The 22,805-nt window shown below is 45.4% G+C and carries 24 protein-coding genes, 1 pseudogene and 1 other annotated feature; of the genes and pseudogenes, 20 read left to right on the top strand and 5 right to left on the bottom strand.

The window, feature by feature from the left end; genetic code table 11:
* Positions 1-604: 604 nt before the first annotated feature.
* The 5 genes from AS034_RS12950 to AS034_RS12930 all read left to right on the top strand — a co-directional run bounded on the left by AS034_RS12950 (position 605) and on the right by AS034_RS12930 (position 4,120).
* Entirely contained in the window at positions 605-1,363 is a 759-nt protein-coding gene (locus AS034_RS12950) for a TerC family protein (RefSeq protein WP_058298795.1), read from the top strand.
* 145 nt (positions 1,364-1,508) lie between these two features.
* Positions 1,509-2,387, top strand: coding sequence for an alpha/beta fold hydrolase (locus AS034_RS12945; RefSeq protein WP_058298794.1), 879 nt, complete (start codon positions 1,509-1,511; stop codon positions 2,385-2,387).
* A 97-nt stretch (positions 2,388-2,484) separates the two neighbouring features.
* Entirely contained in the window at positions 2,485-2,760 is a 276-nt protein-coding gene (locus tag AS034_RS12940; protein WP_058298793.1) for a hypothetical protein, read from the top strand.
* A gap of 24 nt (positions 2,761-2,784) precedes the next feature.
* On the top strand, positions 2,785-3,171 hold the full coding sequence (locus tag AS034_RS12935; RefSeq protein WP_058299133.1) for a YkvA family protein: 387 nt from the start codon (positions 2,785-2,787) through the stop codon (positions 3,169-3,171).
* A 508-nt stretch (positions 3,172-3,679) separates the two neighbouring features.
* Positions 3,680-4,120, top strand: a complete 441-nt coding sequence (locus AS034_RS12930) for a GNAT family N-acetyltransferase (protein WP_058298792.1) — start codon at positions 3,680-3,682, stop codon at positions 4,118-4,120.
* Positions 4,121-4,175: 55 nt separating this feature from the next.
* Here the strand turns inward: AS034_RS12930 and AS034_RS12925 are convergent, their stop codons facing one another.
* Positions 4,176-4,940: an HAD-IIB family hydrolase gene (locus AS034_RS12925; RefSeq protein WP_058298791.1), complete on the bottom strand. Its 765-nt coding sequence runs from the start codon at positions 4,938-4,940 to the stop codon at positions 4,176-4,178.
* Positions 4,941-5,040: 100 nt separating this feature from the next.
* On the opposite strand from AS034_RS12925, the gene AS034_RS12920 reads away from it, so the two are divergent.
* From AS034_RS12920 to AS034_RS12900, 5 genes are all read left to right on the top strand, one after another.
* Positions 5,041-5,301, top strand: a complete 261-nt coding sequence (locus AS034_RS12920; protein WP_058298790.1) for a hypothetical protein — start codon at positions 5,041-5,043, stop codon at positions 5,299-5,301.
* Between the two features lie 326 nt (positions 5,302-5,627).
* On the top strand, positions 5,628-5,897 hold the full coding sequence (gene rpsN, locus AS034_RS12915) for a 30S ribosomal protein S14 (protein ID WP_058298789.1): 270 nt from the start codon (positions 5,628-5,630) through the stop codon (positions 5,895-5,897).
* Positions 5,898-5,917: 20 nt separating this feature from the next.
* Positions 5,918-6,166 carry a type B 50S ribosomal protein L31 gene (locus AS034_RS12910; protein ID WP_058298788.1) on the top strand — a complete coding sequence of 83 codons (249 nt, stop codon included), beginning with the start codon at positions 5,918-5,920 and terminating at the stop codon, positions 6,164-6,166.
* A gap of 13 nt (positions 6,167-6,179) precedes the next feature.
* The gene (locus AS034_RS12905; RefSeq protein WP_244888156.1) at positions 6,180-6,596 is read left to right on the top strand and encodes a hypothetical protein; all 417 of its coding nucleotides are present in this window, start codon (positions 6,180-6,182) and stop codon (positions 6,594-6,596) included.
* 491 nt (positions 6,597-7,087) lie between these two features.
* The gene (locus tag AS034_RS12900) at positions 7,088-7,807 is read left to right on the top strand and encodes an alpha/beta hydrolase (protein ID WP_058298787.1); all 720 of its coding nucleotides are present in this window, start codon (positions 7,088-7,090) and stop codon (positions 7,805-7,807) included.
* 87 nt (positions 7,808-7,894) lie between these two features.
* Here AS034_RS12900 and AS034_RS12895 read toward each other — a convergent pair whose 3' ends face one another.
* The gene (locus AS034_RS12895) at positions 7,895-9,304 is read right to left on the bottom strand and encodes a DHA2 family efflux MFS transporter permease subunit (protein ID WP_058299131.1); all 1,410 of its coding nucleotides are present in this window, start codon (positions 9,302-9,304) and stop codon (positions 7,895-7,897) included.
* Positions 9,305-9,582: 278 nt separating this feature from the next.
* Here AS034_RS12895 and AS034_RS12890 point away from each other — a divergent pair, with 278 nt between their 5' ends.
* Both AS034_RS12890 and AS034_RS12885 read left to right on the top strand, forming a co-directional pair.
* On the top strand, positions 9,583-10,182 hold the full coding sequence (locus tag AS034_RS12890; RefSeq protein ID WP_058298786.1) for a TetR/AcrR family transcriptional regulator: 600 nt from the start codon (positions 9,583-9,585) through the stop codon (positions 10,180-10,182).
* An 816-nt stretch (positions 10,183-10,998) separates the two neighbouring features.
* Entirely contained in the window at positions 10,999-11,628 is a 630-nt protein-coding gene (locus tag AS034_RS12885; protein ID WP_058298785.1) for a class I SAM-dependent methyltransferase, read from the top strand.
* Between the two features lie 61 nt (positions 11,629-11,689).
* On the opposite strand, the gene AS034_RS12880 is transcribed toward AS034_RS12885, so the two are convergent.
* A complete protein-coding gene (locus AS034_RS12880; RefSeq protein ID WP_244888155.1) occupies positions 11,690-12,010 on the bottom strand; it encodes a hypothetical protein in 321 nt (106 codons plus the stop codon).
* Between the two features lie 219 nt (positions 12,011-12,229).
* Between AS034_RS12880 and AS034_RS12875 the strand changes: the two genes are divergently transcribed.
* Both AS034_RS12875 and mraY read left to right on the top strand, forming a co-directional pair.
* Complete coding sequence (locus AS034_RS12875) at positions 12,230-13,120, top strand: fructose bisphosphate aldolase (RefSeq protein WP_058298784.1); 891 nt, start codon at positions 12,230-12,232, stop codon at positions 13,118-13,120.
* Between the two features lie 120 nt (positions 13,121-13,240).
* A complete protein-coding gene (gene mraY, locus AS034_RS12870; RefSeq protein WP_419184986.1) occupies positions 13,241-14,197 on the top strand; it encodes a phospho-N-acetylmuramoyl-pentapeptide-transferase in 957 nt (318 codons plus the stop codon).
* On the opposite strand, the pseudogene AS034_RS23170 reads toward mraY, so the two are convergent.
* Positions 14,157-14,350: pseudogene (locus AS034_RS23170) on the bottom strand (hypothetical protein). The gene mraY and the pseudogene AS034_RS23170 sit on opposite strands and share 41 nt — an antisense overlap.
* Positions 14,351-14,527: 177 nt before the next feature.
* On the opposite strand from AS034_RS23170, the gene AS034_RS12865 reads away from it, so the two are divergent.
* Positions 14,528-15,442: a GNAT family N-acetyltransferase gene (locus AS034_RS12865; RefSeq protein WP_058298782.1), complete on the top strand. Its 915-nt coding sequence runs from the start codon at positions 14,528-14,530 to the stop codon at positions 15,440-15,442.
* A 95-nt stretch (positions 15,443-15,537) separates the two neighbouring features.
* On the top strand, positions 15,538-15,891 hold the full coding sequence (locus AS034_RS12860) for a hypothetical protein (RefSeq protein WP_058298781.1): 354 nt from the start codon (positions 15,538-15,540) through the stop codon (positions 15,889-15,891).
* A 578-nt stretch (positions 15,892-16,469) separates the two neighbouring features.
* Here the strand turns inward: AS034_RS12860 and tyrS are convergent.
* Positions 16,470-17,702: a tyrosine--tRNA ligase gene (gene tyrS, locus AS034_RS12855; protein WP_058298780.1), complete on the bottom strand. Its 1,233-nt coding sequence runs from the start codon at positions 17,700-17,702 to the stop codon at positions 16,470-16,472.
* A 40-nt stretch (positions 17,703-17,742) separates the two neighbouring features.
* Positions 17,743-17,951: a binding site (T-box leader), on the bottom strand.
* 161 nt (positions 17,952-18,112) lie between these two features.
* On the opposite strand from tyrS, the gene AS034_RS12850 reads away from it, so the two are divergent.
* The 4 genes from AS034_RS12850 (at position 18,113) to AS034_RS12840 (ending at position 22,533) form a co-directional block, all read left to right on the top strand.
* A complete protein-coding gene (locus tag AS034_RS12850; protein ID WP_058298779.1) occupies positions 18,113-19,279 on the top strand; it encodes a DUF4062 domain-containing protein in 1,167 nt (388 codons plus the stop codon).
* Entirely contained in the window at positions 19,279-19,443 is a 165-nt protein-coding gene (locus AS034_RS22755; RefSeq protein WP_156416144.1) for a hypothetical protein, read from the top strand. Before AS034_RS12850 ends, AS034_RS22755 begins: the two co-directional genes overlap by 1 nt.
* Before the next feature lie 428 nt (positions 19,444-19,871).
* On the top strand, positions 19,872-20,408 hold the full coding sequence (locus AS034_RS12845; RefSeq protein WP_058298778.1) for a hypothetical protein: 537 nt from the start codon (positions 19,872-19,874) through the stop codon (positions 20,406-20,408).
* A gap of 985 nt (positions 20,409-21,393) precedes the next feature.
* Positions 21,394-22,533 carry a hypothetical protein gene (locus AS034_RS12840; protein ID WP_058298777.1) on the top strand — a complete coding sequence of 380 codons (1,140 nt, stop codon included), beginning with the start codon at positions 21,394-21,396 and terminating at the stop codon, positions 22,531-22,533.
* Positions 22,534-22,805 lie beyond the last annotated feature (272 nt).

The raw sequence follows: 22,805 nt of genomic DNA, 5'->3' as shown, positions 1-22,805 counted from the left end.
GTCGTTTTTGATAATATAATTGGATTTTTGATAATAAAGTATCCGGTTCTGATAATATATAGCAGGCTGGCAGCTCTGTTCAGGGGTGCTCGACCCGCGCAGTTTCCTTCTTTTTTTATAAAAAAATCAAACTTTCACACGTTTTGAGCCTGGATCCATTAAAAAAGTTCTGGTTTTATAGAAAAAAGGTCACCTCAGCCGCCAACATGGGATAGTGCAGATAACAGCCGGCAGCCAGGATCCCTAACCGGCCTTCTTACCCAAAAAATGATGCATCCACCTATTGACGATGGGTTTGGCCGCTTGCTATAGTGAAGGTAAGAAGTAAATTAAATAATGAAGACTCCAAAGGGGAGTAGCTTTCAAGTGTGTCGTCATTTCGTGACGGGTTTTCCGTCTCCGGTCCACTTGGCAACAGGGATGTTGCTTGCGAGACCTTTGCCTGAACGGTAAAGGACCCTTTGCGTATAGATTGCAGACATAAGACCTTTACCAATCGGTAGAGGTCTTTTTCTATTGGAAAGGAAGGGTGCCGGGGTTAGTGATCGCGTGGTGTGTCGGGGACTCGTCATTATGGAAAATATCATGAAAAGAGGGATGTTCGTTGGAATGGTCGATGTTACTTGAGTATGGATGGGTGCTGCTGATTTTGATTGGACTGGAAGGGATTCTGGCTGCGGATAATGCGCTGGTGATTGCCACGATGGTGCGGCACTTGCCGGAGGACAAACGGAAGAAGGCTTTGTTTTACGGTCTGGCGGGAGCGTTTCTGTTCCGGTTCGGTTCCTTGTTCCTGATTTCGTATCTGGTGGATATCTGGCAGGTGCAGGCGATCGGTGCCCTGTATCTTCTCGGGATTGCCGGCTACCATTTAGTGAAAAAGCACGTTATTAAGAAACAAATAGAAAAGCAAAAAGACAAGGAAGGATCCAAGTCCGGTTTCTGGTGGACGGTCGTGAAGGTGGAGGCAGCGGATATTGCATTTGCGGTCGATGCGATCCTGGCGGCTGTTGCGCTGGCGGTTACTTTGCCGGAGACGGATCTGCCGTCGATAGGCGGAATGGACGGCGGACATTTCATCGTCATCCTGCTCGGCGGAATTATCGGGCTCGTGATCATGAGGTTTGCGGCATCTGCATTTGTCGGCCTGCTTGAGAAGCGCCCAGGGCTTGAGTCAGCTGCCTTTGTCATCGTGGGCTGGGTCGGCGTCAAGCTTGCCGTCTATACACTGGCCCATCCAGCAATTGGATTCATCCCCTATGAATTTGCCAAAGGTCCCGTTTGGAAGGGGATTTTCTGGGCGGTCTTGACCGGGATCGGGATTGTTGGATGGGTGAAGTCGAAGCCGAAGGAAGACAAGTGACAGCATGAAGACCCTCGGCTGACTGGAGACAGCCGGGGGCTTGGCTGCAGTCTTAGTGAAAATCAGTGAAGCTTATTTACCACTAATATAGTAATATAGGGGTAAATGAAGAGCCGTGAAAAAGGCCGGTCAAGGGGAAGAGCCCATGGGAAAAGAAACGATTTATAAGAGTGAAGAGGGCAAGAGGCGGATCCAGGAGCATTATGAAGAGTATGTCCGGAAACTTGATTTTCAAGTGGAGAGGATGGAACTTGAAACGAGGTTCGGCAGGACACATATGCTTGCGGCCGGAACTTCTGATGGAAAACCGGTCTTTATTTTTCAAGGAGGGAACTGCATCAATCCCATGACGTTGTCGTGGTTCACGCCACTTGTGCGGGAGTACCGGGTGTATTCGCCGGATACAGTCGGGCACCCGGGGTTCAGTGCCGAGACCCGCGTTTCGGGGGACGACGACAGTTATGCTGCCTGGATCAGTGACATGATGGATGAACTGGGCATCGAACATTGTGCGTTTGTGGGTCCGTCGTTCGGAGGCGGCATGATCTTAAGGCTGGCGGCTTTCAGGCCGGAAAAAATCGATTGTGCGGTGCTCGTGTCACCGGCCGGCATCCGATTGGGTTCAAAGGTGCGGATGATCAAGGAGATCCTGCTGCCATTGCTTTTATATAAAGCGAATGGTTCAGGGAAATACCTGGACCGAATTGCAGATTCTATGTCGTCAGGTTTCATGAAAAAAGTGGACCGGGACATCATCGGAGAGGTATTCCAGCATGTGAAACTGGAGCAGGATATGCCGAAATTGACGGAGAAGCGTGAATTGGAGAGGTACTCCTCCCCAACGCTTGTCATCGCAGGTGAGCAGGATATATTCTTTCCAGCAGGTGCACTTAAAGCGAAAGCGGAGGAGATTTTGCCGAAGCGGACGTCTTTTAAAACGCTCGACATGGGGCATTTTCCATCTGAGGGTGCTCTGGAGAGAATCAATGAGGAAATCGGACATTTTCTTCAGATCCATTATTAATTAGATAAAACAGATAGTGTGAATAATCCCCATTAGTGTATAATTACACCAATGGGGATTTTGTTAATCCTGCAATTAAAAGAACAGGAGGGGCATGATGGAAAGAAAAAAATATTCCTGGTTAAGTTATGTATCATTGGGTTTAGGGGCAGGGTTGATTTTACACCCGCTGGTCACGAATGTGTTTCCAAAATACTTTATGAGCATCCAGTCAGCCGGTATACTTTTAACGATCCTTTTCAGTATTCTGGCTCTTCGGAAGAAGAACGAGAAGAAACTGCTGCCTGTTATAGGGTTGATGCTTGGGGTCATGATGATGTGTTATGTTGGCATACTTCTTTATATATCTTTTCATAAATATAATCCGGTTTAAGAGGTGGGCATCAAATTGGAAAAAATGAAGGCATGGGCGAAAAAATTAAAACAGCAAATCCTGGTCCTTTATTTAGCATATAAAGACGACAGAGTGCCGTGGTATGCCAAGATCTTTACAGCATGCGTCGTGGCATATGCGCTGAGTCCGGTTGATTTGATACCTGATTTCATACCCGTTCTAGGGTATCTGGACGATGTGATCCTCGTTCCGTTGGGAATCATGCTTGCGTTGAAGATGATACCAGATGAAGTCATAGCGGAATGTGAATTAAAGGCGGAAGAAATGATGAAAAAGGACAAGCCGAAAAATTGGGTGGCGGGTACAGTCGTCATTTTGATTTGGGTGGCCGTATTGTTGTGGGTTATATTGAATTTTCCGTTTGGAATGGGGTTTGCCGGGGTGGTATAGCTCGAGGGCTTTTTGACTGCGGCTTTTGGGGATTTGATAATATAATTGATTTTTTGATAATAAAAGTGTCGTTTCGATAATATATTTGGATTTTTGATAATAAGTGGTCCGTTTTTGATAATAAGTCAGATTCGGAGGCGAATATAAGCAGTGAATCTGGCGATCAGAGGGTCAGGATACATAAATGCAGCAGTAGAATAGAAGGAAAAGACCCGATCTTGAATAAAAATGACTCTTTTTTAACTAAAAAACATACAAATTATCTATTAACTAGCCAAGGAGCAATCATCGCCAGTATCCAGCAGCGGATCTCAGCCAGGGGGTTCCTATCATTTTTCTCTGCGAATCTAGAAAATTATGGTATACTAACATAGCCTGAGCGATTCAGGCCATTTTTGTTAAGGGAGGCGTTCATTATGAAAAATAGCACAGCATGGGTTAAGGCATCACACAAGGGGAGTACGCCTCATTAACAAAGGTGATCCCCATATTGAGAGGGGAAATTAGTATGAATGTAAGATTAGCAGAAATCAACTCGGAGAATTGGTATGAATGCTGCGGGTTGGAGTTATCAGAAGAACAAGCCGAATACATGGAATCAAATGCGGTTTCGATCGCGCAGACGAAATTCGAACCGACTCTGAAGGCATTTGCGATTTACTGCGAGGAGAAAGTGGCCGGGTTCCTTATGTTCAACACGGTCAAGGAAGAGCTTGGCGGGTACTGGGTGTACCGGATTATGGTGGACCAGAGCAGCCAGGGCAAAGGAATAGGAAAAGAAGCCACGAGACTGATGATCGGGGAAATGGCCAAGCTGCCCCATGCGGATAAGATCGTGGTCGGCTATCATCCTGATAACAAGGGGGCTCATCAATTGTATGCAAGCCTCGGGTTTGTTGATGAGGGTGCCCGGTTTGGCAGGGAGATGGCTGTGGTTAAGTATATTTAAATTGAAAAAGAGTCAGACTCACGTTGAAGCGGGGGTCTGACTCTTTTTTGCTGTGTCACACTTCTATAACCCTGTATTCTTCACTCAGCCCACGAAGCTTCTGGACGATTTTTTCCTCGTAATCCCCTTCGAGTGAAATGGATTCATCTGCATATTCGGACAGTTCGGCGTGGTAGCCGATCATGATGGAGCGGCATGCTCCCTTGAAGAGCTGGATGTCGTTGGCGTCGTTTCCGAATGCGACGTAGTCGCCGGTAAGACGCTGCATGGCGGCAAGTTTATGGATGCCTGTCGGGCTGATATCGATGACATCCTCCCCGCCGTGCATGTGGATGACAACATCGAGATCGGAGAGTTTTTGCAGCAATCCGTCTTTGTCTTCCGCGCTGAGAATCAGTACTTTCACAATGGAAGGATGATCAGTCAGGCTGATGTTGGCTGCCCGTTTCTGCGGGTCGAGATTTTGAAGAATCGGGTGGTCAGCAGAGCCTGTATAGGAGTAATCCCACTCCCCGTCGATGAGGTAGGTCGCCTTGTGTTCGGTGATTAATATTTTTATGTATTCGATTTGGTCCAGCGAGAAGTTTCGGGCATAGGTGATTTTCCTTTTTTCCGAGATCAACGCGCCGTTTCCGCCGATTAAGGTATGCTGATGAAAATACTCATCCAACACCGGAAGCAGGTCCCGGATCGGCCGGGCCGATGCGAAGATCACGGTGTGGCCGGCTTCCTCCAGTTCTTTGAGTGTTTCATTGATTCGGGTGGATACGGGGACTCCTTTAAAGCAGATAGTCCCGTCGAGGTCGAAGACGAAGTTCATAGTGACGCCCCTCCATTTGGTTATCATGATATAATTATCGTACCAATATTTATTATTAATGGGAATATTTATATTTTAAACTGGGGAGGGGGATCTCACGTTGAAAAAGTATCTGGGGCTCGTTTCAATCGGGATCCTGATTTTTACATTTATCGTCTTGCAGTCTCTCGTGGGAAAACAAATCGGCCATTTGTGGGTGTGGATTATGTTGATTGGCTATTTTGGTGCCGTCCTTGCTTCGTGGTTCAGTTCGGGCGGGTTTTGGAGAAAGGCATCCGCAACCATCTTGATTGCGCTTCCGCTTGCCTTTTTGACGGTTGTATTGACGTTTATATTTGCTTTGCAGGGAGTAGGCTTTTAATAGTTACGGAGGATCATAGTGAAAAAACTGCTTGGTTTAATCATTACATTCGTTTGGGTAACGATGTTTTTCTACTTTTTTAATATGCTAGTGCCGAGAGGGTTCATGTATGTATTGATTTCCCTGCCCGTTGTTTTTATCTCATCTTTTTTTATATTGAAGATATCGGGATTTAAATTGTAAACAGGTCCGTCACCCGGATAAGGGGTGAGGGATTTTTTTATAGAAACAATGCATTTGCAAATGGAAGTTTGATATGGTTTAATACAACTATACTCATTAAAACGTAATCATTACGATTTGAGAAAAGATTGGAGGAAAATCACTTGGCGAAGAAATCGAAAGTCGTAAAAGAAAAGAAACGTCAGGAGACGGTTTTGAAATATGCAGAGATGCGGAGAGAACTGAAGGAGAAGGGGGACTATGAGGCGCTTAAGAAGCTTCCGAGGGATTCTTCCCCGACACGTTTGAAGAATCGATGTGAAGTGACAGGACGCCCGCGCGGATACCTGAGGAAGTTCAAGATGTCACGTATCGCATTCCGGGAATTGGCGCACAAGGGTCAGATCCCCGGTGTGAAGAAAGCAAGCTGGTAAAAAAGAAAGGAGCATGTCAGATGAAAAAATCAATTCATCCTGAATATCATGATGTCGTATTTATGGACACGAACAGCGGATTCAAATTCATGACCGGTTCCACGATGACATCAAACGAAACAATCGAGTGGGAAGACGGAAAGGTCTATCCGCTCCTCAAAGTGGAAGTCAGCTCGGACACCCATCCGTTCTATACGGGAAGACAGAAATTCTCCGATCGCGGCGGCCGTGCGGAGCGCTTCATGAAGAAATACAATATGAAAAAATAACCGGAGGGGCTGCATGCAGGTGCAGCCCGTTTCTGCTGTAAGAAAGGTGTTAAGCATGAACGGATATCTGATGGAAATACTGGCAAGGGAGATCGTGCAGGCACTTCCCCCGCTGAAGAGAGAGATGTATCAGTATGTCGTGCGGCAGGAAGATGAACTTGCACGGCAGGCTTCCACCTCGGACGAATTCATGAGCCTGCTCATCAAGCACGCACCCCACCGGCAGGCGGCCGATTATTTCCACCTCACATTTGGCGAGTTCATGGCGGAGATGAGGGAGATTGAAAAGGAGATCGAGCGCCAATTGAACCGGAAGCTGAAGCAGGTGAAGTGGGTGGATTGTTCGGATGTGATGCAGGGCGCGGAGCCCGGCCTGTATGAAACGAAGTATTTTTATTTTTCGGTTGGATTGGGGTCGGTGCCACGGTAGGTCTTGGTCTGCAGTGTGGGGGCAGCCGGATCGGGCCGGTTGGTTGATAGGACGGCGCGGGTTCCTTCACTCCGGTTGGTTGATAGAACGGGGGGCATTCGCGCCGAATGGTTGATTGGGCGGTCCGATGATGAGGCTGATTGATGGTCCGCGATTCGGTGAAATGCGGTTTTGATAATAAAATCGGATTTTTGATAATATATCATCCGTTTTTGATAATATATTTGGATTTTTGATAATAAATTGGTCGTTTTTGATAATAAGTGCGGGACGCGCGCGACTGGCAGGGGGGGAGCCACCACGAGTCAGGTGCTCACTCTGAATAATAAACTGGGAACTTTTAAAAATAGTCAAATTTTGATCTTTTTTAAACGAAAAAGGACCAATTTGCAGACAGAACTGTCCTCATGCAGCAGTGGACCGGGACATATCAGTAATGGACACAATCATCGCCTCGAGGTACGATTAATAAAAAAACAGAGGTAATGGTGATGAAAAAATATCTGAAATATACCCTGATGACGATAGGGGTCCTTCTGCTTGCCGTACTAGCGGGCTTTTATGTGTGGACGCAGCAGACGTATGAACCTTCCGCAAAGCTTGTGGAGCTGGTGGATGAAGTGAAGGCCGACGACGGTTGGGTCGTCTATGAGCCTGAAGGAACCAGTAAGGCGGGCATTGTGTTGTATCCGGGGGCCAAGGTGGAACCGGAAGCCTACGCGTATCTTGCACAGCAGTGGTCCGAAGCGGGGTATATTGTCGGCATTCCCCATGTGCCGTTGAATCTGGCGTTCACGGGTGTCGGGAAAGCGGAGGAAATGATGAAGCGCTATCCATCTGTTGAGAAGTGGTATGTAGGCGGGCATTCCCTCGGCGGGGTGGCAGCCGCTTCGTTCGCCCATGATAACCTGGATGAGGTCGACGGTTTATTTTTCCTCGGATCTTATCCTGGCGGCGGGGATGATTTTTCTGAAAAAGACCTGCCAGTCCTTTCGATCTTTGCCGAGAACGACGGCCTCACGTCTTCTGAAAACATCGAAGAATCCAAGGCCCTGCTGCCGGATGATGCCATCTTTTATGAAATTGATGGCGGCAATCATGCGCAGTTCGGGATGTACGGCCCGCAAAAAGGGGACAACAAGGCGGAGCTGCCCGCGAAGGAACAGCAGGATCAAATTGTTGACGCCTTTGTGACGTGGGCACGGCCGTAAAATGAAAAGACCGGCCCACCGCGCAGGATTTTATAAGCAAAAAGGTAGAAACGTGCTGAACGCAGGTTTCTCCCTTTTTTTAATCGATCATCCGGCCGCTTCCTCAGGCGCCTGCTCCACCTTCTTAATAAAGAAGGAAAGCACAAGGCTGACAATCCCGATGATCATGATGGCAAAATAGGTGTCGCCGATCCCCTGGATGGAGGCTTCCATCAACATATGGGCCTGCGATTCTCCCGTGTGTCCGCTGGTTATCATGTCCTGGAAGTGGTCCTTCGTCCGGTTTGTCATGATCGTGATGAGCAGGGAGGTTCCGATTGCCCCCGCAACCTGTCTGGCCGTGTTGGAAATCGCGGTACCGTGGGCGTGGAGGCTTGCCGGCAGCTGGTTCAAGCCGGCTGTCTGGATCGGCATCAGGAATAAGGCCATCCCGATCCGGCGTCCCGCATACATCAAGATCAGATGCATATAGGTGGTCGAGTCCGTCAGATTGGTAAAGGTGTACGTCGTTGCCAAAATGATCGTGATGCCGATGATGGAGAGCCATTTTGCCCCGAAGCGGTCGAACAGTTTCCCGACTGCGGGGCTCATCAATCCCATCAGGAGGGCACCCGGAAGCATGAGGACCCCCGCTTCGAGTGCCGTAAATCCACGCGCGGTCTGCAGATATAGCGGCAGCAGGATCATGTCTGCGTACATGACCATCGTGATGACGCAGTTGATGATCGTCGTGAGCGTGAACATATTGAATTTGAATGCCCGCAGGTCAAGGAACGGTTCGTCCGCGGTCAGCTGCCTCCATGTAAACAGACCCACCGCAATCAAGCCGACGGTCAGCATCATGATGACGATGGAATCCGACCAGCCTGCACTTCCGGCTTCGCTGAACCCGTACAACAGGGCCCCGAACCCGACCGTTGAAAGGATCAGGCTGATGACGTCGATCCTGCTCATACTCGTATCGGATACATTTTTCAGGAAAATAAACCCGCACAAGATGATGAGCAGGATGAATGGGATCATCCCGTAAAACAGCGTCTGCCACGGATAGACGTCGAGGACGTATCCTGCAAGAGTCGGGCCGATCGCGGGGGCAAAGATGATCGCAAGGCCGACGGTCCCCATCGCGGTTCCCCTCTTTTCAGGAGGGTAAAGCGACAGTACGACATTCATTAAAAGCGGCATCGTGATGCCGGTCGAGGCCGCCTGTATCAGCCTTCCCGTCAAAAGCACGGAAAAGCTTGGGGCAATCGCCGAGACGATGGTCCCGATCAGGAAAATCACCATCGATGTCTGGAATAGCTGCCGGGTCGAGAACCGCTTCATCAGGAAACCGGTGACCGGGATCAGCACCCCGTTGACGAGCATGTAGCCCGTCGTCAGCCACTGCCCGGTGGACGCGTCGATGTTGAATGCCTCCATTAATTTCGGAAGGGCGACGGTCATCGTCGTCTGGTTGAAAATCGTGAAAAAGGCACCCAGGATCATGATGGCCATGATCGGGCCCTTTCTGAGAGAACTGCTTTCAGCTGCTGTGCTGCTGTGACTCAATCTTCTTCATCCTTTCCATCCTGTTGCAAACTTAATTTACAATGTGTAGTATAAATGCAAAAGCATACGTATCATTATAGGAGCAAGGATGGAGAGGTACAACATACAGTAAACGGATATCTGTCTATTAGTTTACAAATATCGTGGTTGTGTCGTTTATTTTAAAAAAATTAGACAGATTAGGTGGAATCGTCTATTAATCTGGAAAAAGGGTGAAGAATGCGATGGATAAACAATCGAAACAAACCGATCCGAGGGTGCTCCGGACGCGGCAGCTTTTGAAGGAAGCGTTCGTGGATCTGCTGCAGGAAATGGATATCGAGAAGCTGTCTGTGAACCGTCTGGCTGAACGGGCGACCATCAACCGGGTGACCTTTTATCTTCACTATAAGGACATTTCAGATATGCTCGATAAAATGGCCGACGAGGTCATCGAGGATATGTCGAACGTACTCGGCGAGCCAGAGGCGGACAAGTCATCGGGGGATGAGGAGAACATAAAGATGCTTGAGAGGTTCCTTGAGCATATAGCCGAGAATGCTAAGTTTTATAAAACGATTCTGGTATCGCGGGGGCTCCCGCATTTTAAGGAACGTTTGTTGTCGTTTTTCACGGAATGGCTTGTGCAGCGAATCGACAGCCGCGGCAGCGACTCCTTCGTCCGGCAGGCTGGGATAGAGAAGGAAATCTTCCTGTGGTATGATGCGGCAGCCGTGATGGGGACGGTCGAAGCGTGGCTGCGGAATGATATGCCGTATACACCGGCGTATCTGGCGCGGCAGTTTTATTTGATTCATAAGCGGGGGTTTGAGGATGGGGAGTGAGTTAGATCTTGCCGGTTCGATGATAGGTGGGGGAATTCGATAATAAGAGGAGAACCGCGATAATAGCTTCGGGTAATTGATAATAGATTCCAAGTGCTTTTATTAATTTGATAATAAAATCTTCATTTACGATAATAAATCTTTGATTTTCGATAATAAAATTGAAGAAATCGCTAATAACTGTATCGGCGGTCGGCCGCCGGCAGTGAATTTTATCATATTTGGTTAGAAATGAAGCTTAACTGGCGTTTCGAGGGTCGGCAGCGGCGTTACCTTGGCTGCCACTAGGGGTTTTTCATAAAAAACGAGCTGTTTTTTTCATGAAAACTGCTTAATAAAGATGATTTTGCCAGCTGAGTAAAGAACGCAGAGATATCCTCTAAGGGATGTGTCTGCTATCCTCTAATGAATTAATCGCACCCGTATTTAAACGGGTTCCGTCTAGTAATCCATTTGCCTGCTGGTCAGCGTTGTGGTTTAATATGAGTATAGTAATTAAATCGTAACGGTTACGATTTAAAAAGGAGAGAGTGACAGTACTTTCGCCCGGTTGCATCGATTTGATAATATATTTTGATTTTTGATAATAAATGGGCTGTTTTTGATAATATAATTGGATTTTTGATAATATCATGCCCGGTTTTGATAATATACGGGTCCGGCGGGTGGAATCGGACTAGTGTTATGGCTTATTTCGGGGGTCACCTCCGGGGAAGAGGCTGGATCATGAAGGAATAGACGAATTTATAGTATGAAAGTACGTTTTTTTAACTAAAAAAAGTACTTTTCAAATCAATCCATAAAGGGGCAAAGAACATGACTGAATTCTGGGAGACAAGTTTCATCAAAAACCAAACGATGTGGGGGTTCGAACCTGCCGATTCGGCCATCCTAACGAAGGAGTTATTCAAGGAAAAGAATGTAAAGGATGTGCTGATTCCGGGTATCGGGTACGGCCGGAATGCGAAGGTTTTTATGGAGAATGGAATGGATGTAACGGGCATTGAGATTTCAAAGACGGCGATTGAGCTGGCGAGGGAAAGCGGGCTTGAGATTCCGATTTTTCATGGGCCGGTGTCCGATATGCCGTTTGACGACAGGCAGTATGACGGGATTTTCAGCTATGCGCTTCTCCACCTGTTGAGTGAAGAGTCGCGGGTGAAGTTCATCCGCGACTGCTACGGTCAACTGAAGCCAGGCGGTCATATGGTGTTTACGACGATTTCAAAAGAAGCCCCAATGTACCGGAAAGGCACACAGCTCGGGGAGAATTATTACGAGATCATGGAAGGCGTGAAGATGTTCTTTTATGATCGTGAATCAATCAAGCGGGACTTCGGGGATTATGGGCTTGTGGAAGTGACGGAGATGATGGAGCCGCATAAGAATGAGGAGGGGAAGCCGCCGTTTCCGTTTATGGTGATTACGTGCCGCAAAGAAATATAAGTAAAAAAACCAGCACCCGTCTGGTTTTTAATAGTTTAAGTTTGAATTCAGCTTCGCCATATTATGGACCTGTCCCGCACGCCACTACATACTTATCGTTTTCGATCTTGTTTGTGTAGCACATCGTTGCTGTCTCTCCCGTGGGGCTATTGTAATCATACCAGTATACATTATAAAGCTGGCCGTAAGCTTCGTCCTTGTAATCTCCTTTTTTTATAAAAGCAGTAAAGCTTTGATAGGGGTGGCCGTCTTTGTATATGGCTTCACGCAGTGCTGACCTGGATGAATCATGGTTGTGTACGAGCGGTGCAAACAATGGCGGCAGGGTTATGATCAATACGAGCAATAGCATTCCTGAGATTAAAAGCTTGTTTCTATTCAATTTTCCACCTCAGTTCTTTTACATCAAATTCGATGTTAGCACTTTTTACAATTATACCATAATAACCCAATTTAGTATTTTCTCCTTCTTTTCACTCTTATAAATTGTCGATTCCCGTCCTCTTAGCTAATTTCCTGCTTGATCTGTGTTAACTCCCCCAAAAATGGGGAACTAGTATAAAGGAAGGTTTCCGACAAGAACGAAAAAGGAGTGGAACACATGAATCAAAGTCAATTGGATCGAATGAAGAATGGGAAAGGGTTTATTGCGGCGCTGGACCAGAGCGGCGGCAGTACGCCGAAAGCGCTGGCAGCTTATGGCGTGATGGAGGACTCTTATTCGAATGAGGATGAAATGTTTGAGCAGGTGCATGAGATGCGGACGAGGATCATGACGTCTCCAGCATTCAGTTCGGAGCACATCCTCGGGGTAATTTTGTTCGAGCAGACGATGGACAGTAAGGTGGAGGGGAAGTATACGGCGGATTATCTGGCTGACCATCATATCGTCCCGTTCTTGAAAGTGGATAAAGGCCTTGCTGAACAAGAAAACGGCGTCCAGCTGATGAAGCCGAATCCGGACTTGGATGAGACGCTTCGCCGTGCGAATGAACGGAATATTTTCGGCACAAAGATGCGTTCGGTCATCCATGAGCCGAATGAAGAGGGCATCAAGGCTGTGGTGGACCAGCAATTCGAAGTCGGCAAGAAAATCATAGCGGCCGATCTCGTTCCGATCATCGAGCCGGAAGTGAATATTCACAGCGAAAAGAAGGAAGAATGCGAAGAAATTTTGAAGAAAGAGATCCTCAATCACCTGAATGATCTCTCGGATGATGAAAACGTGATGCTGAAGCTCACGATTCCGACAAAGGCCAACGCGTACAAGGAATTGGTCGAGCATCCCCGCGTCGTCCGGGTGGTTGCGCTCTCCGGCGGCTACTCCCGTGATGAAGCGAACGAGAAGCTGAAAGAAAACGATGGAATGATCGCGAGCTTCTCCCGTGCACTGGCTGAGGAATTAAGGGTCAATCAAACGGGTGAAGAGTTCGATAAAGCGATGAAGAGTGCGATTGAATCGATTTATGATGCTTCTGTGAATAAAAAATAGAGCGTTTCGGCCTTCTGCTTCCTTTGGGAGCGGGGGTCTTTTTTTGTATAGATTAAAGGATATCACCCGTCTGACTAGAACTTATATATAGGAAATAAATAGAAAAGGAGAATACCAGATGTGAGTGATCAAATCATACCGGCCATCATTGCTTTTGTAATTGTTGCTGTGTTGTCCCCGTTCTTCATTGCTCTATTAAGAAAATTAAGGCTCGTGCAGCCGATCAGGAAGGAGCTCCCGGCCAATCATCAGTTAAAAAAAGGGACGCCATTGATGTTTGGGATCATCCTTTTAACAGGACTTATCGTATCCATCCTCTTTTCGCCCACGCCATTCATGTATTTCCTGGCAGTAACGTACATATTATTCGGTTTTATCGGGTTTTTGGATGATTTTTGGAAGGCTTCACGCCAGGATCCTTTAGGGGTATCGAGCAGGACCAAGCTTATCCTGCAATTTCTGTTTACGGGTACGCTGCTTTACTACGTGGTAAAAGAACTCGGTATCGACACCGTGGTCCGGATTACTGAAAATGTGTCCTTTGATCTTCCGATGGCAGTCTATATCGTGGTGATCGCATTGTTTGTCGTTGGTTCAGCCAATGCCATTAATTTCACAGACGGCCTGGACGGGCTGTTAGGGGTAGTGGCCATTCCCACTTACTTTTTCTTTTTTGTGATTTCAGACACACCAGAAGTGAAGCTTTTTAGTCTGGTCATGATCGGATGCCTGCTCGGTTTTCTGATTTATAATCTATTCCCAGCGAAAGCATTCATGGGGGATACGGGATCACTGGCGATAGGCGGATCGCTTTCATTTCTTGCCGTGATTGAGAAGGTGGAGATTCTGATTCCACTGCTGTTCATCATCTATTTTGCAGAACAGCTTTCGGTCATCCTTCAGGTGGCTTCATTTAAAAAGACAGGGAAGCGGATCTTCAGGATGACGCCGATCCATTTTCACTATGGGCTGAAATACGGGTGGTCTGAGAATACGATCGTGACGGTGTTCGGGTTTGTATCCTGGGTTTGTACGTTTATTTGTTTGGCTTATTGGAAGTTTGTGCTGCATGGGTGATCTTTTGTGTATGAGCTTTGAATACCGCTATTGATTTCCGTGCAAGACTACGCTTTCCGCGGGCGGTTGGTGAGCCTCCTCGTCGCGCTGCTCCTGCGGGGTCTCACCTAACTCGCATCTCCCGCAGGAGTCTTCGTCCTGCACTCCAATCAACCGCTGAGAATGATGAAAACTTAGATAAATCACGCCCTTCTATACATATTGTTTGGAACAACGGATCACTACCAATACTTCTCTTAAAGATTAGGGAAAGCAACCAGATTAATAGTGAGGTGATTCAGGTCTTTCACTATCAGGGAAGTTCAGGTCAAAGAAAGGGGGAGTAAATCAATGATTGAGCAAGCTCAAACTATAAAAAAACATATTGATTTAGAAGATGGGTTCAAAATGGTTTACCAGGAGCCCAAAGAGTTCACCCGTTATTATTCCATCTATTATGGACAGAAATATGCAGATTATTTTTTCAGGAGGTCAACGGGGGCAATGATTGAAATCGCAGCGATTTTTGACTGTGGTTATTTCATTAAGAAAGATGAAACGATTGTTGGCGGTGTATTCCTGAAACCTAATTTCATGGCGGATTTATTTGTTGTGCCGCCATATGATGATTATGAAGGGGTGCTCTGCAAGCTTCTAAACTACTTAAAAAAGGTATCGAAGACGGAAGGTGAAATTTATTTCAGGGACATTGTGGAAGAACATGTTCCCTCTTATGAACAACATGGCTGCCGGATTCGAGAAGCGAACTATTGGATGATCCGTCCGACACAATCTATGAAGGCGATACTTCCTGAAGGATATAGATCCAGAGCGGTTTCAAGTGAAGATACGAATGAAATCGCCTGTCTGCTTATGAAATCGTATAAAGCAAATCCAGCTTATAAACGAATCGGAGCGAAAGAGGATTATGTGAATCATGTAGATGAATTCCTGGAAAAATATCAAAACCAAACCATCATGGATGAGTGTTCAAGGGTGATTGTAGATACGGGCACGGACTCCATTGTTGGCGTATGCCTGCACATGGAGTTTGAAAACTATCCTCTCATCATGAGCTTAGCCGTGGACCCTGACCATCAGAAGAAGGGGATTGGACGATTTCTGTTAACCCATTCTATTAACATATCGAGTAAGGAGTACCCGGCTACGCGATTGGCTGTGCTGAAAGATAATCCCGCGATTAAGCTTTATGAGGATTTGGGTTTCATTCGGAATAAGGCTGTGGTGGATATGTATTTGGGTTGAGTGGTAACGATGGACGGCCTCGTGAATGATGATAAGGCTCCCTTTCAACTCAGAATTATAAAGCAAATCTATGGAGGAGTTAGAGGGGAGGATATATGAAGAAATTAATAGACCTAACGATCATTCTACTGCTTTTGTCTGGATGTGCTTTTTCTTCTCCCGAAACCCATAGTTCGGTAGAATGGTCAGATGTAGTCGTCTGGAATGACAAAACGTATTCTTATAATGAAGAAAAAGATATAAAAGAAGAAATTAGAGAGATAGATAAGGAAATAGGTGTAATTTCATTCAGTGTGGTAGGCAGCAAGGAAGAAAGTAATCCGAGATACCAATTGAAAAACGGAGAAGCCACTTTCGCTGGTGAAGGAAGTAAGATCTACTCCTTGAAGGGTCTGCCGGTTGAAGACTATATTTTGGTGCAAAATAAAATCTATGCTGCCAGGGAATGATTCGAATGTGTATGTAACTTAGTCTGAACTGGTTCAGTATTATTCGCTCTAATCGTGATGCTAGGGATATTTTTTGCGAAGTTATGTGGTTACTTTAAGCGGCGATTAAACGCATAAGAGAACCCATGTTTATAAAAAAAGGCTGGGACAAAAGTGATTTAGTCTAAGAAAAACTCGAACTAATTTGCATGAGATAAGGCAAATTAGTTTGGGTTTTTAATTTCTTCATTGTTCATTTAGGGTTTAGCTCATTCAGCGGTTGATTGGAGTGCAAGACGAAGACTCCTGCGGGAAGAGTAGCTTATAAGAAAAGCGGAAGGGCTTTGCTCAGAGGCGTGTGGCATAAGACGAATCGGCCACGAAGGCGTTCTTTGCCTTCTTGGTTGGTTTGGCTTATGACATGTGCCTCTAAGCCCTGCAGCTGGACAAGTGAGACCCCGCAGGCTTGCCGAGGAGGCTCACGGGCTACCCGCGGAAAGCGAAGTCTTGCACGGAAATCATTAGCGTTGTTTAGAGTCTACTCTATAATTTCGTCTTTAAACGTGGGTTTGCCCCAGCCTCTTTGTGTTTTTTTTCAATCAAACCTTCACCCTCACAAACTTCCTCTTCCCAACCTGCACGATTATCCCGTCCGTCACCGAAACCAGCATTTCGGTATCCAGCACTTTCTCGCCGTCGATCCTAATGCCGCCGTTTTTGATCATTCTTCTGGCTTCACTCTTTGAGCTTTGCATGCCAAGTCCGACTAGCAGTTCGATGATCGCGACTTCCGAGGCGCCTTTCCATTCGACTGAAGGAATATCCTCTGGCAGGGCTCCTTTTTGGAAGACGGTTTGGAAGTGTTCGACCGCAGCAGCGGCTGCTTCTTCTCCGTGGAACATGGAGACGATGGTGCGGGCCAGGCGGACTTTGGCGTCCCTTGGATGGAGGGTCTCGTCTGCCAAGCCGGCCGAGATTTTTTGTTTTTCTTCCAGCGGCAGGTCTGTGACCAGGTTGAAGTATTTGACGATGAGCTCATCAGGGATCGACATCGTTTTTCCGAAGATCTCGTTTGGCGGTTCGTCGATTCCGATGTAGTTGTGTTTGGATTTGGACATTTTGTCGACGCCGTCCAGTCCTTCTAGCAGCGGAAGCAGCATGACGACCTGTTTTTCTTTTCCGTAGTGCTCCTGCAGATGCCGGCCCATCAGGACGTTGAAGTGCTGGTCGGTGCCTCCGAGTTCGATGTCGCTTTCGAGGGCGACGGAATCGTAGCCCTGCATCAGCGGGTAGAAGAATTCATGCAGGGAAATCGGTTTCCCTGTTGCAATTCGGTTTGAGAAATCGTTCCGCTCGATCAGGCGTGCGACCGTGATGCTCGAAGACAAGCGAATGACGTCTTCGAGGTTCAGCGGTGTCAGCCACTCGGAGTTATAGAAAAGCTCCACTTTCTCCATATCGAGCACACGGCCGAACTGTTCAAAGTATGTCTGGGCATTCACCTTTACATCTTCATCGGTCAGCTGTTTCCGCACGGTCGATTTTCCGGTCGGGTCGCCGATCTTCCCGGTGAAATCTCCGATGATCAGCTGGATGATATGGCCGTTTTCCTGGAATTGCTTCAGTTTATTCAGGACCACGGTATGCCCCAGATGGACGTCCGGTGCAGTCGGGTCGAGGCCGAGTTTTATTTTAAGCGGCATCCCGGTCTGGATGGAACGCTCCACTTTATCCCTTAATTCATTCTCGGGAATCGTCTCCACAACCCCGTTCTGATAAAGGCTGATCTGCCTCTCCAATTCTGCCTGCTGTTCTTTCGTCAGTTCCTTCATCTATTTTTCCTCCTTATCAAAAATAAAACCACGCCCCTCATAAAGGGACGTGGTTAACGCGGTACCACCCTTGCTTGAAGAATTTCTCTTCCACTCAATCGGATAACGGTCCGGCCGTTTCCTGCTACTGATCTTCGCAGGAAAAGTTCAAGGGGGTAATTCGCCATTATCTGTGTTCTGACTCGCACCGGCCATCAGATCTCTTCGACAGGGAGATAATTGACTACTGAATCCTATCATCACTTGTTGTTATTGGAATTATTTTCATTAGTTTACTTGAGAAATTTTGTGATGGCAAGTGTTTTTTATATATATATTTATGCCCCCTGACTCTATAATATGGAATTTAAAGGAATTTAGGGATTTGTGTCGAACTAGTAAGTGTACTTAACTTTTAACGAGGTGTTATGATGGCTGAACCAGCGAAAGTGTTTATAAGCTCTGCAGCTGAACCTGGCTTAAAGCAACTAAGAGAGCAAGTACATACGGAACTAAAAATGATGGAACATTATCCGCTAATGTATGAGAAAGACTTCGGACCATGGCCTACACAAGAATTGGTTGAAAATTGTTTGGAATATGTAGGCAAAAGCGATGTTTTTTTGTTATTTGTGGCGCATAGAGCTGGAAACTATATGGAGTCGTATAAAGCAACAGTTACCCATTGCGAATTTCAAGCGGCTCACCAAAATAGTAAGCACATCATCGTGTTTGTCCAAGATGATATCTACCGTTTGTTTTGGTATGACCTGAGGATTATGATGGCTGAAATGGTTGAAGAGTATAAAAAAAATCATCAAGGTACGGAACCTGATACCTATAAAAATATTGCCGAAGCAGCTTGGAATAAACATCCTGAGAAGACAGATAGTATTGATTCCTATGTATGGGGATTTTTATTTGATATCTACAAAAAAGGGCATTATCTTGAGCAAATTGCCATCGGTGTTGACCCGATGAAAATTATTAAAAGGTACTTCAGTGATTTATTTCGAAAAGGAAGCAGGTATCTCGCACTGAAAGATGAAATTGATGAGCAAATTTCAGAGGGCCCCACTTATCGGAAACATGCAGAATTTACGTCTAAAATTATTGAATACCTTAAGGATGGTGAAATCCTAAACCCTCGAATGTTTCTTGAGTATCTACAGCGGTTTTTAAAAAAGGGCACCATCTATACAAGACCGGGAACCGTTTTTGAAGAAGAATTAGGTGAATATGAATCTTGTTCTGGAAGTACACTATATAAAAAGACAAGTGGACAACTTCAATTAGTTGCTGCATCTGGTATGGCCAGCGACGATAATACGATTTACAGCTTGAACGATCCGACTTCTTATGTAGTAAAAGCCTATAATAGCAATAATCCTGAATTATTCTATAATGAAAAGAAAAGACAATTTTATCTTGGGATTAAATCTGGATATTATGTTATTTGTTTTCATTATCCTGTCGATACATTTTGGACGGAAGAGAACGTACAACGCTTTAAAGAGGACATCATGCGTGATATAATTGAAACAGAACCTGCGTTATTTCGTAATTTTGTCATCAAATTACTTGGAGGGATAAAATAATGAGTACACATGCGATTCGAAATGAAGATGAGAAAATCATACATGTTGCCTCCGGTAAGGAAAAAGCTGGTGAAAAATATATTGAGGCAAAAGGTAAGAGATTTGACGAAACGAATAAAAGGCTGAGAGAAGCTTTTGGGAAAAATAAAAACCGGAAAATATAATGAAAACAAGGAACGTATAACAACCTGTTCATCAATATAGATGACCAGGTTGTTTTTAGGAGAAGAGTAATTCTCCCGGCAAACTTAGGGAAAACGCCGGCAATTTTTTACCCTCCATAACTACCGTCTTATTCAAAAAAAGGCCTGACCCCCTGTGCATAAAGGGTTCCGTTTTGAGGTGCTCAAACCCAAAAAACGAGCATTAACGCCACTCATATTGGCATAAAAACTGGCAACGAAAAAAGGTAAAAAGACTCGTCGATTGACGAGTCTTTTGTCTTGTACTATAAATTGATACCGGCTGTGCGATCTTCTATTAAAGCCCCCGTTAATTGAATATGCTTCTAGATAAATGTAATTAAAAGGAAACACCAGAGCGATTGTGTGTTAATATATAACTGAAAATTAAAAATTTTCAAGAAGGGCATATGAAATATTTATCTCTTATTTTGTTGAGTGTTTTCTGTTTGTTATTAGGAGGTTGTAGAGTCATCCTTTTTGAAGAATCAGTTGAAAACCCTAATACAAAATATAAATTGGATGCTAAAGTTTATATCAAGCGTGCAAACATAATAATACGAAATAAGACCAATCTTCCTCCCAATACCGAGTTAGCAATCTCTATTCAACCATATTCTGAAAATCAACTTTTAGGCAAAATACAAACATATAAAGTTGAGCCTCAAAACGAAAAAGTCACTAATACAACAGTCATCGTGGATGAAAAAGGAAAGGTAGAACCAGTCGTAATCGAAAGACCAGACCCTTCAAAAAGATACAGAATTGAAATATCAGTAAAAAACGAAAAGGCTACCGAAGACAACAATAAAATTTCACATGCAAAGTATATCAATTTAATGAAAATTGAAGACCCAGATGGAATAGGAGCAAACTTGACCTTTTTATCAATGGCAGAGATAAAAGAGTTGTTTCAAACTCCTATGCAGGCAAACAAAAACAGTTAAAATGAATTTATTAAAGGAACCTTCGATAAAACAGGAGATTCCTTTTAAAATGCCACCGATGGTTATTCCATTAACCTGCCCTTTAATGGAATGTACGTTATCTTTTTCTATCCTTATTTTACCATAGGTTAGGCTACCCATTTAAAAGTTTATGATGTTATCTTTGACGGATAAAATGGCCAGGTAATTGACGCTCATTTTGTCACTTTTTCTTACGAGGACAATAGCTGTTGTCTAGAATAAAAGTGTTGCCATTTGACTTGCCATTTTATCATTAAAAACCAAATGAAGCTTGATATTAAAAGAAACTGACCTATGCCAATTCATAAGTAAGTTTCAATGTCATTTATTCGAAAAGCACCTCAAAACGGAACCCCTTACCCTGTGCACTAAAACGCTATTGAACCGGGGGGGCAGGCCTTTTTTACTTGAGGGGGGGGATGGCAAGGATTATTTTATAATTCTCCTTTGTCCCGCCGTCTGGTTATGAAATAACCCATTCCCGCATAGACCACTCCCATCCCGACAATGATGCTGTATGGAATTTCTGCGGAGGTTACCTGGTTGGTCACATAAGTAAACATGATTGCTGCTAAAAACGAGAGGGGAAAGGAAACCCAAAAGTTCCTTATATAGAAAGAGAGAAAACCGATGGAGTACACGAGACAGAAGAAGAGCACCGTGAAATAGATCCATTCCATGAGTGGAAAGGAAGGCAGCAGGAGCAGGCAAATGGCGGAAGATAGGATGGTGAAGTAGATGAAGAGCAGTTTCAGGTGGCATTCCTCCCACGGGATGATAACTATATGTACCCATGTTTAGGATGGTTGAACCGTGGGGTTTTGACCAGACAGTTTTATAAAAAAGAGTGGCTCACTTATTACCATCTGCTATCTATTAAAAAATGGATATTATTTGTATGAAATTCCAATTTATGTTACGTTTGGACGGGATTTAGGACGAACAAGTTGGAAGGAGAGAGTCTATGAGGAAGATACGGAAACTATTGTGTGCAGTGTCGGTGTCCGGGTTGGTACTGGCAGGCTGCGGGGCTGAGGAAGCAGCGGATTCCCCGGAAAAGAGCACAGAGAAGAAGAAATCCACGGGGGAAACTGCCGGTTTTGAGGAAAAGGATTCATTCGAGTTGGAGGGTCACGTGAGCAGTATGAATTTTCAACTTGATGAAGAAGGGGACACGTTATTTTGGGGAGAACAGAATAGTGATTTCAGTGAGGAAGACAGGCGGCACGTAAGAGTGGGGGAAGAGGAGAAATCACTGGATCCAAAGGTGGTCAATCAATTCTCATTCCTGACGGATTCCGGGACCATTGTGAACGGGGTGACGGATTGGGATGCTCCTGAAGGGGAGCAGCATTGGATTGTCGAGCTGGACCCGGAGAGCGGAGATTCGGAGAAGTTCATCCCTGCAGGGGATCGCGATGACATTCTGCTTCCTTCCCCAGGTGCCTATCTGCTGGAACCTAAAACCTATATCCACACGGATACTGAGCCGAATGATGAACAGACGGATCAAACGTATCTTTGGAATGTAGAAACTCAGGAAATCACCCAGTTGGACTTTCTTGAAAAGATGATAAAGGAAGCAGGGGAAATCAAATACAATCCACATTATGATCTGAATGACGATGCGACCAAGGTATATGCCATCATCATGTACGCCGGGATTTTTTCCTATGATCTGAAGTCCGGGGAGACAGAGACCCTGATGCTTTCAGATAAAATCTATCCGGGCACCGGTAATAATGAAAACCTCACGGCAAATGAAGACTATCTCATCTACGGGGTACAGGATGAGGAAGCGGAATTGATGAAAACGGAATTTCATGCTTTGAACCTCGAGACAAAGGAAACCATGAAGCTCGGGTCCGGCACCAACTTATATACTCTGAAAGACGGCAATGCGGTCATTATTGATGATAACAAACTGATGAAATTTGATTTTGAAAATGAGGAACTGAGTGACCTTCATACCATCAAAGTCGATGAGAATCAGAAACTTGATAATGTGACGGTGAGTTCGGACGGAAGCACGATTGCATATGGCATGACGACGACGCCGGAAGATGGGGAAAAGCAATACGAGATGAAGATAGTATCAAAGTAAAGGACGGGGATGGATGATGCGAAAGGGCAATTGCATCATTCCATCCCCGTTTATGGTGTGCGGTTTTTGGAGCGGGATTTCAGCGGGGGCCAGCCCCCCGGCGCGTTTTTTTATCCATCCACAAGTGAGACACCAATGATGCGGCGGTTCGATCATAACTGCCCCGATTCGATCTTGAGGAGGTTAATGCGCTAATAGAACCGAAAAATCGATAATAGAACAAAGTCGATTATAACAATTCGATAATAAAATCCTCATTTTCGATAATAAAT

It is taken from the genome of [Bacillus] enclensis, assembly GCF_001456935.1.
In the GTDB taxonomy this organism is placed as follows: domain Bacteria; phylum Bacillota; class Bacilli; order Bacillales; family Bacillaceae_B; genus Rossellomorea; species Rossellomorea enclensis.
Note: the sequence above shows the minus strand (reverse complement) of the source record. Positions and strands in the feature narration are given on the sequence as shown.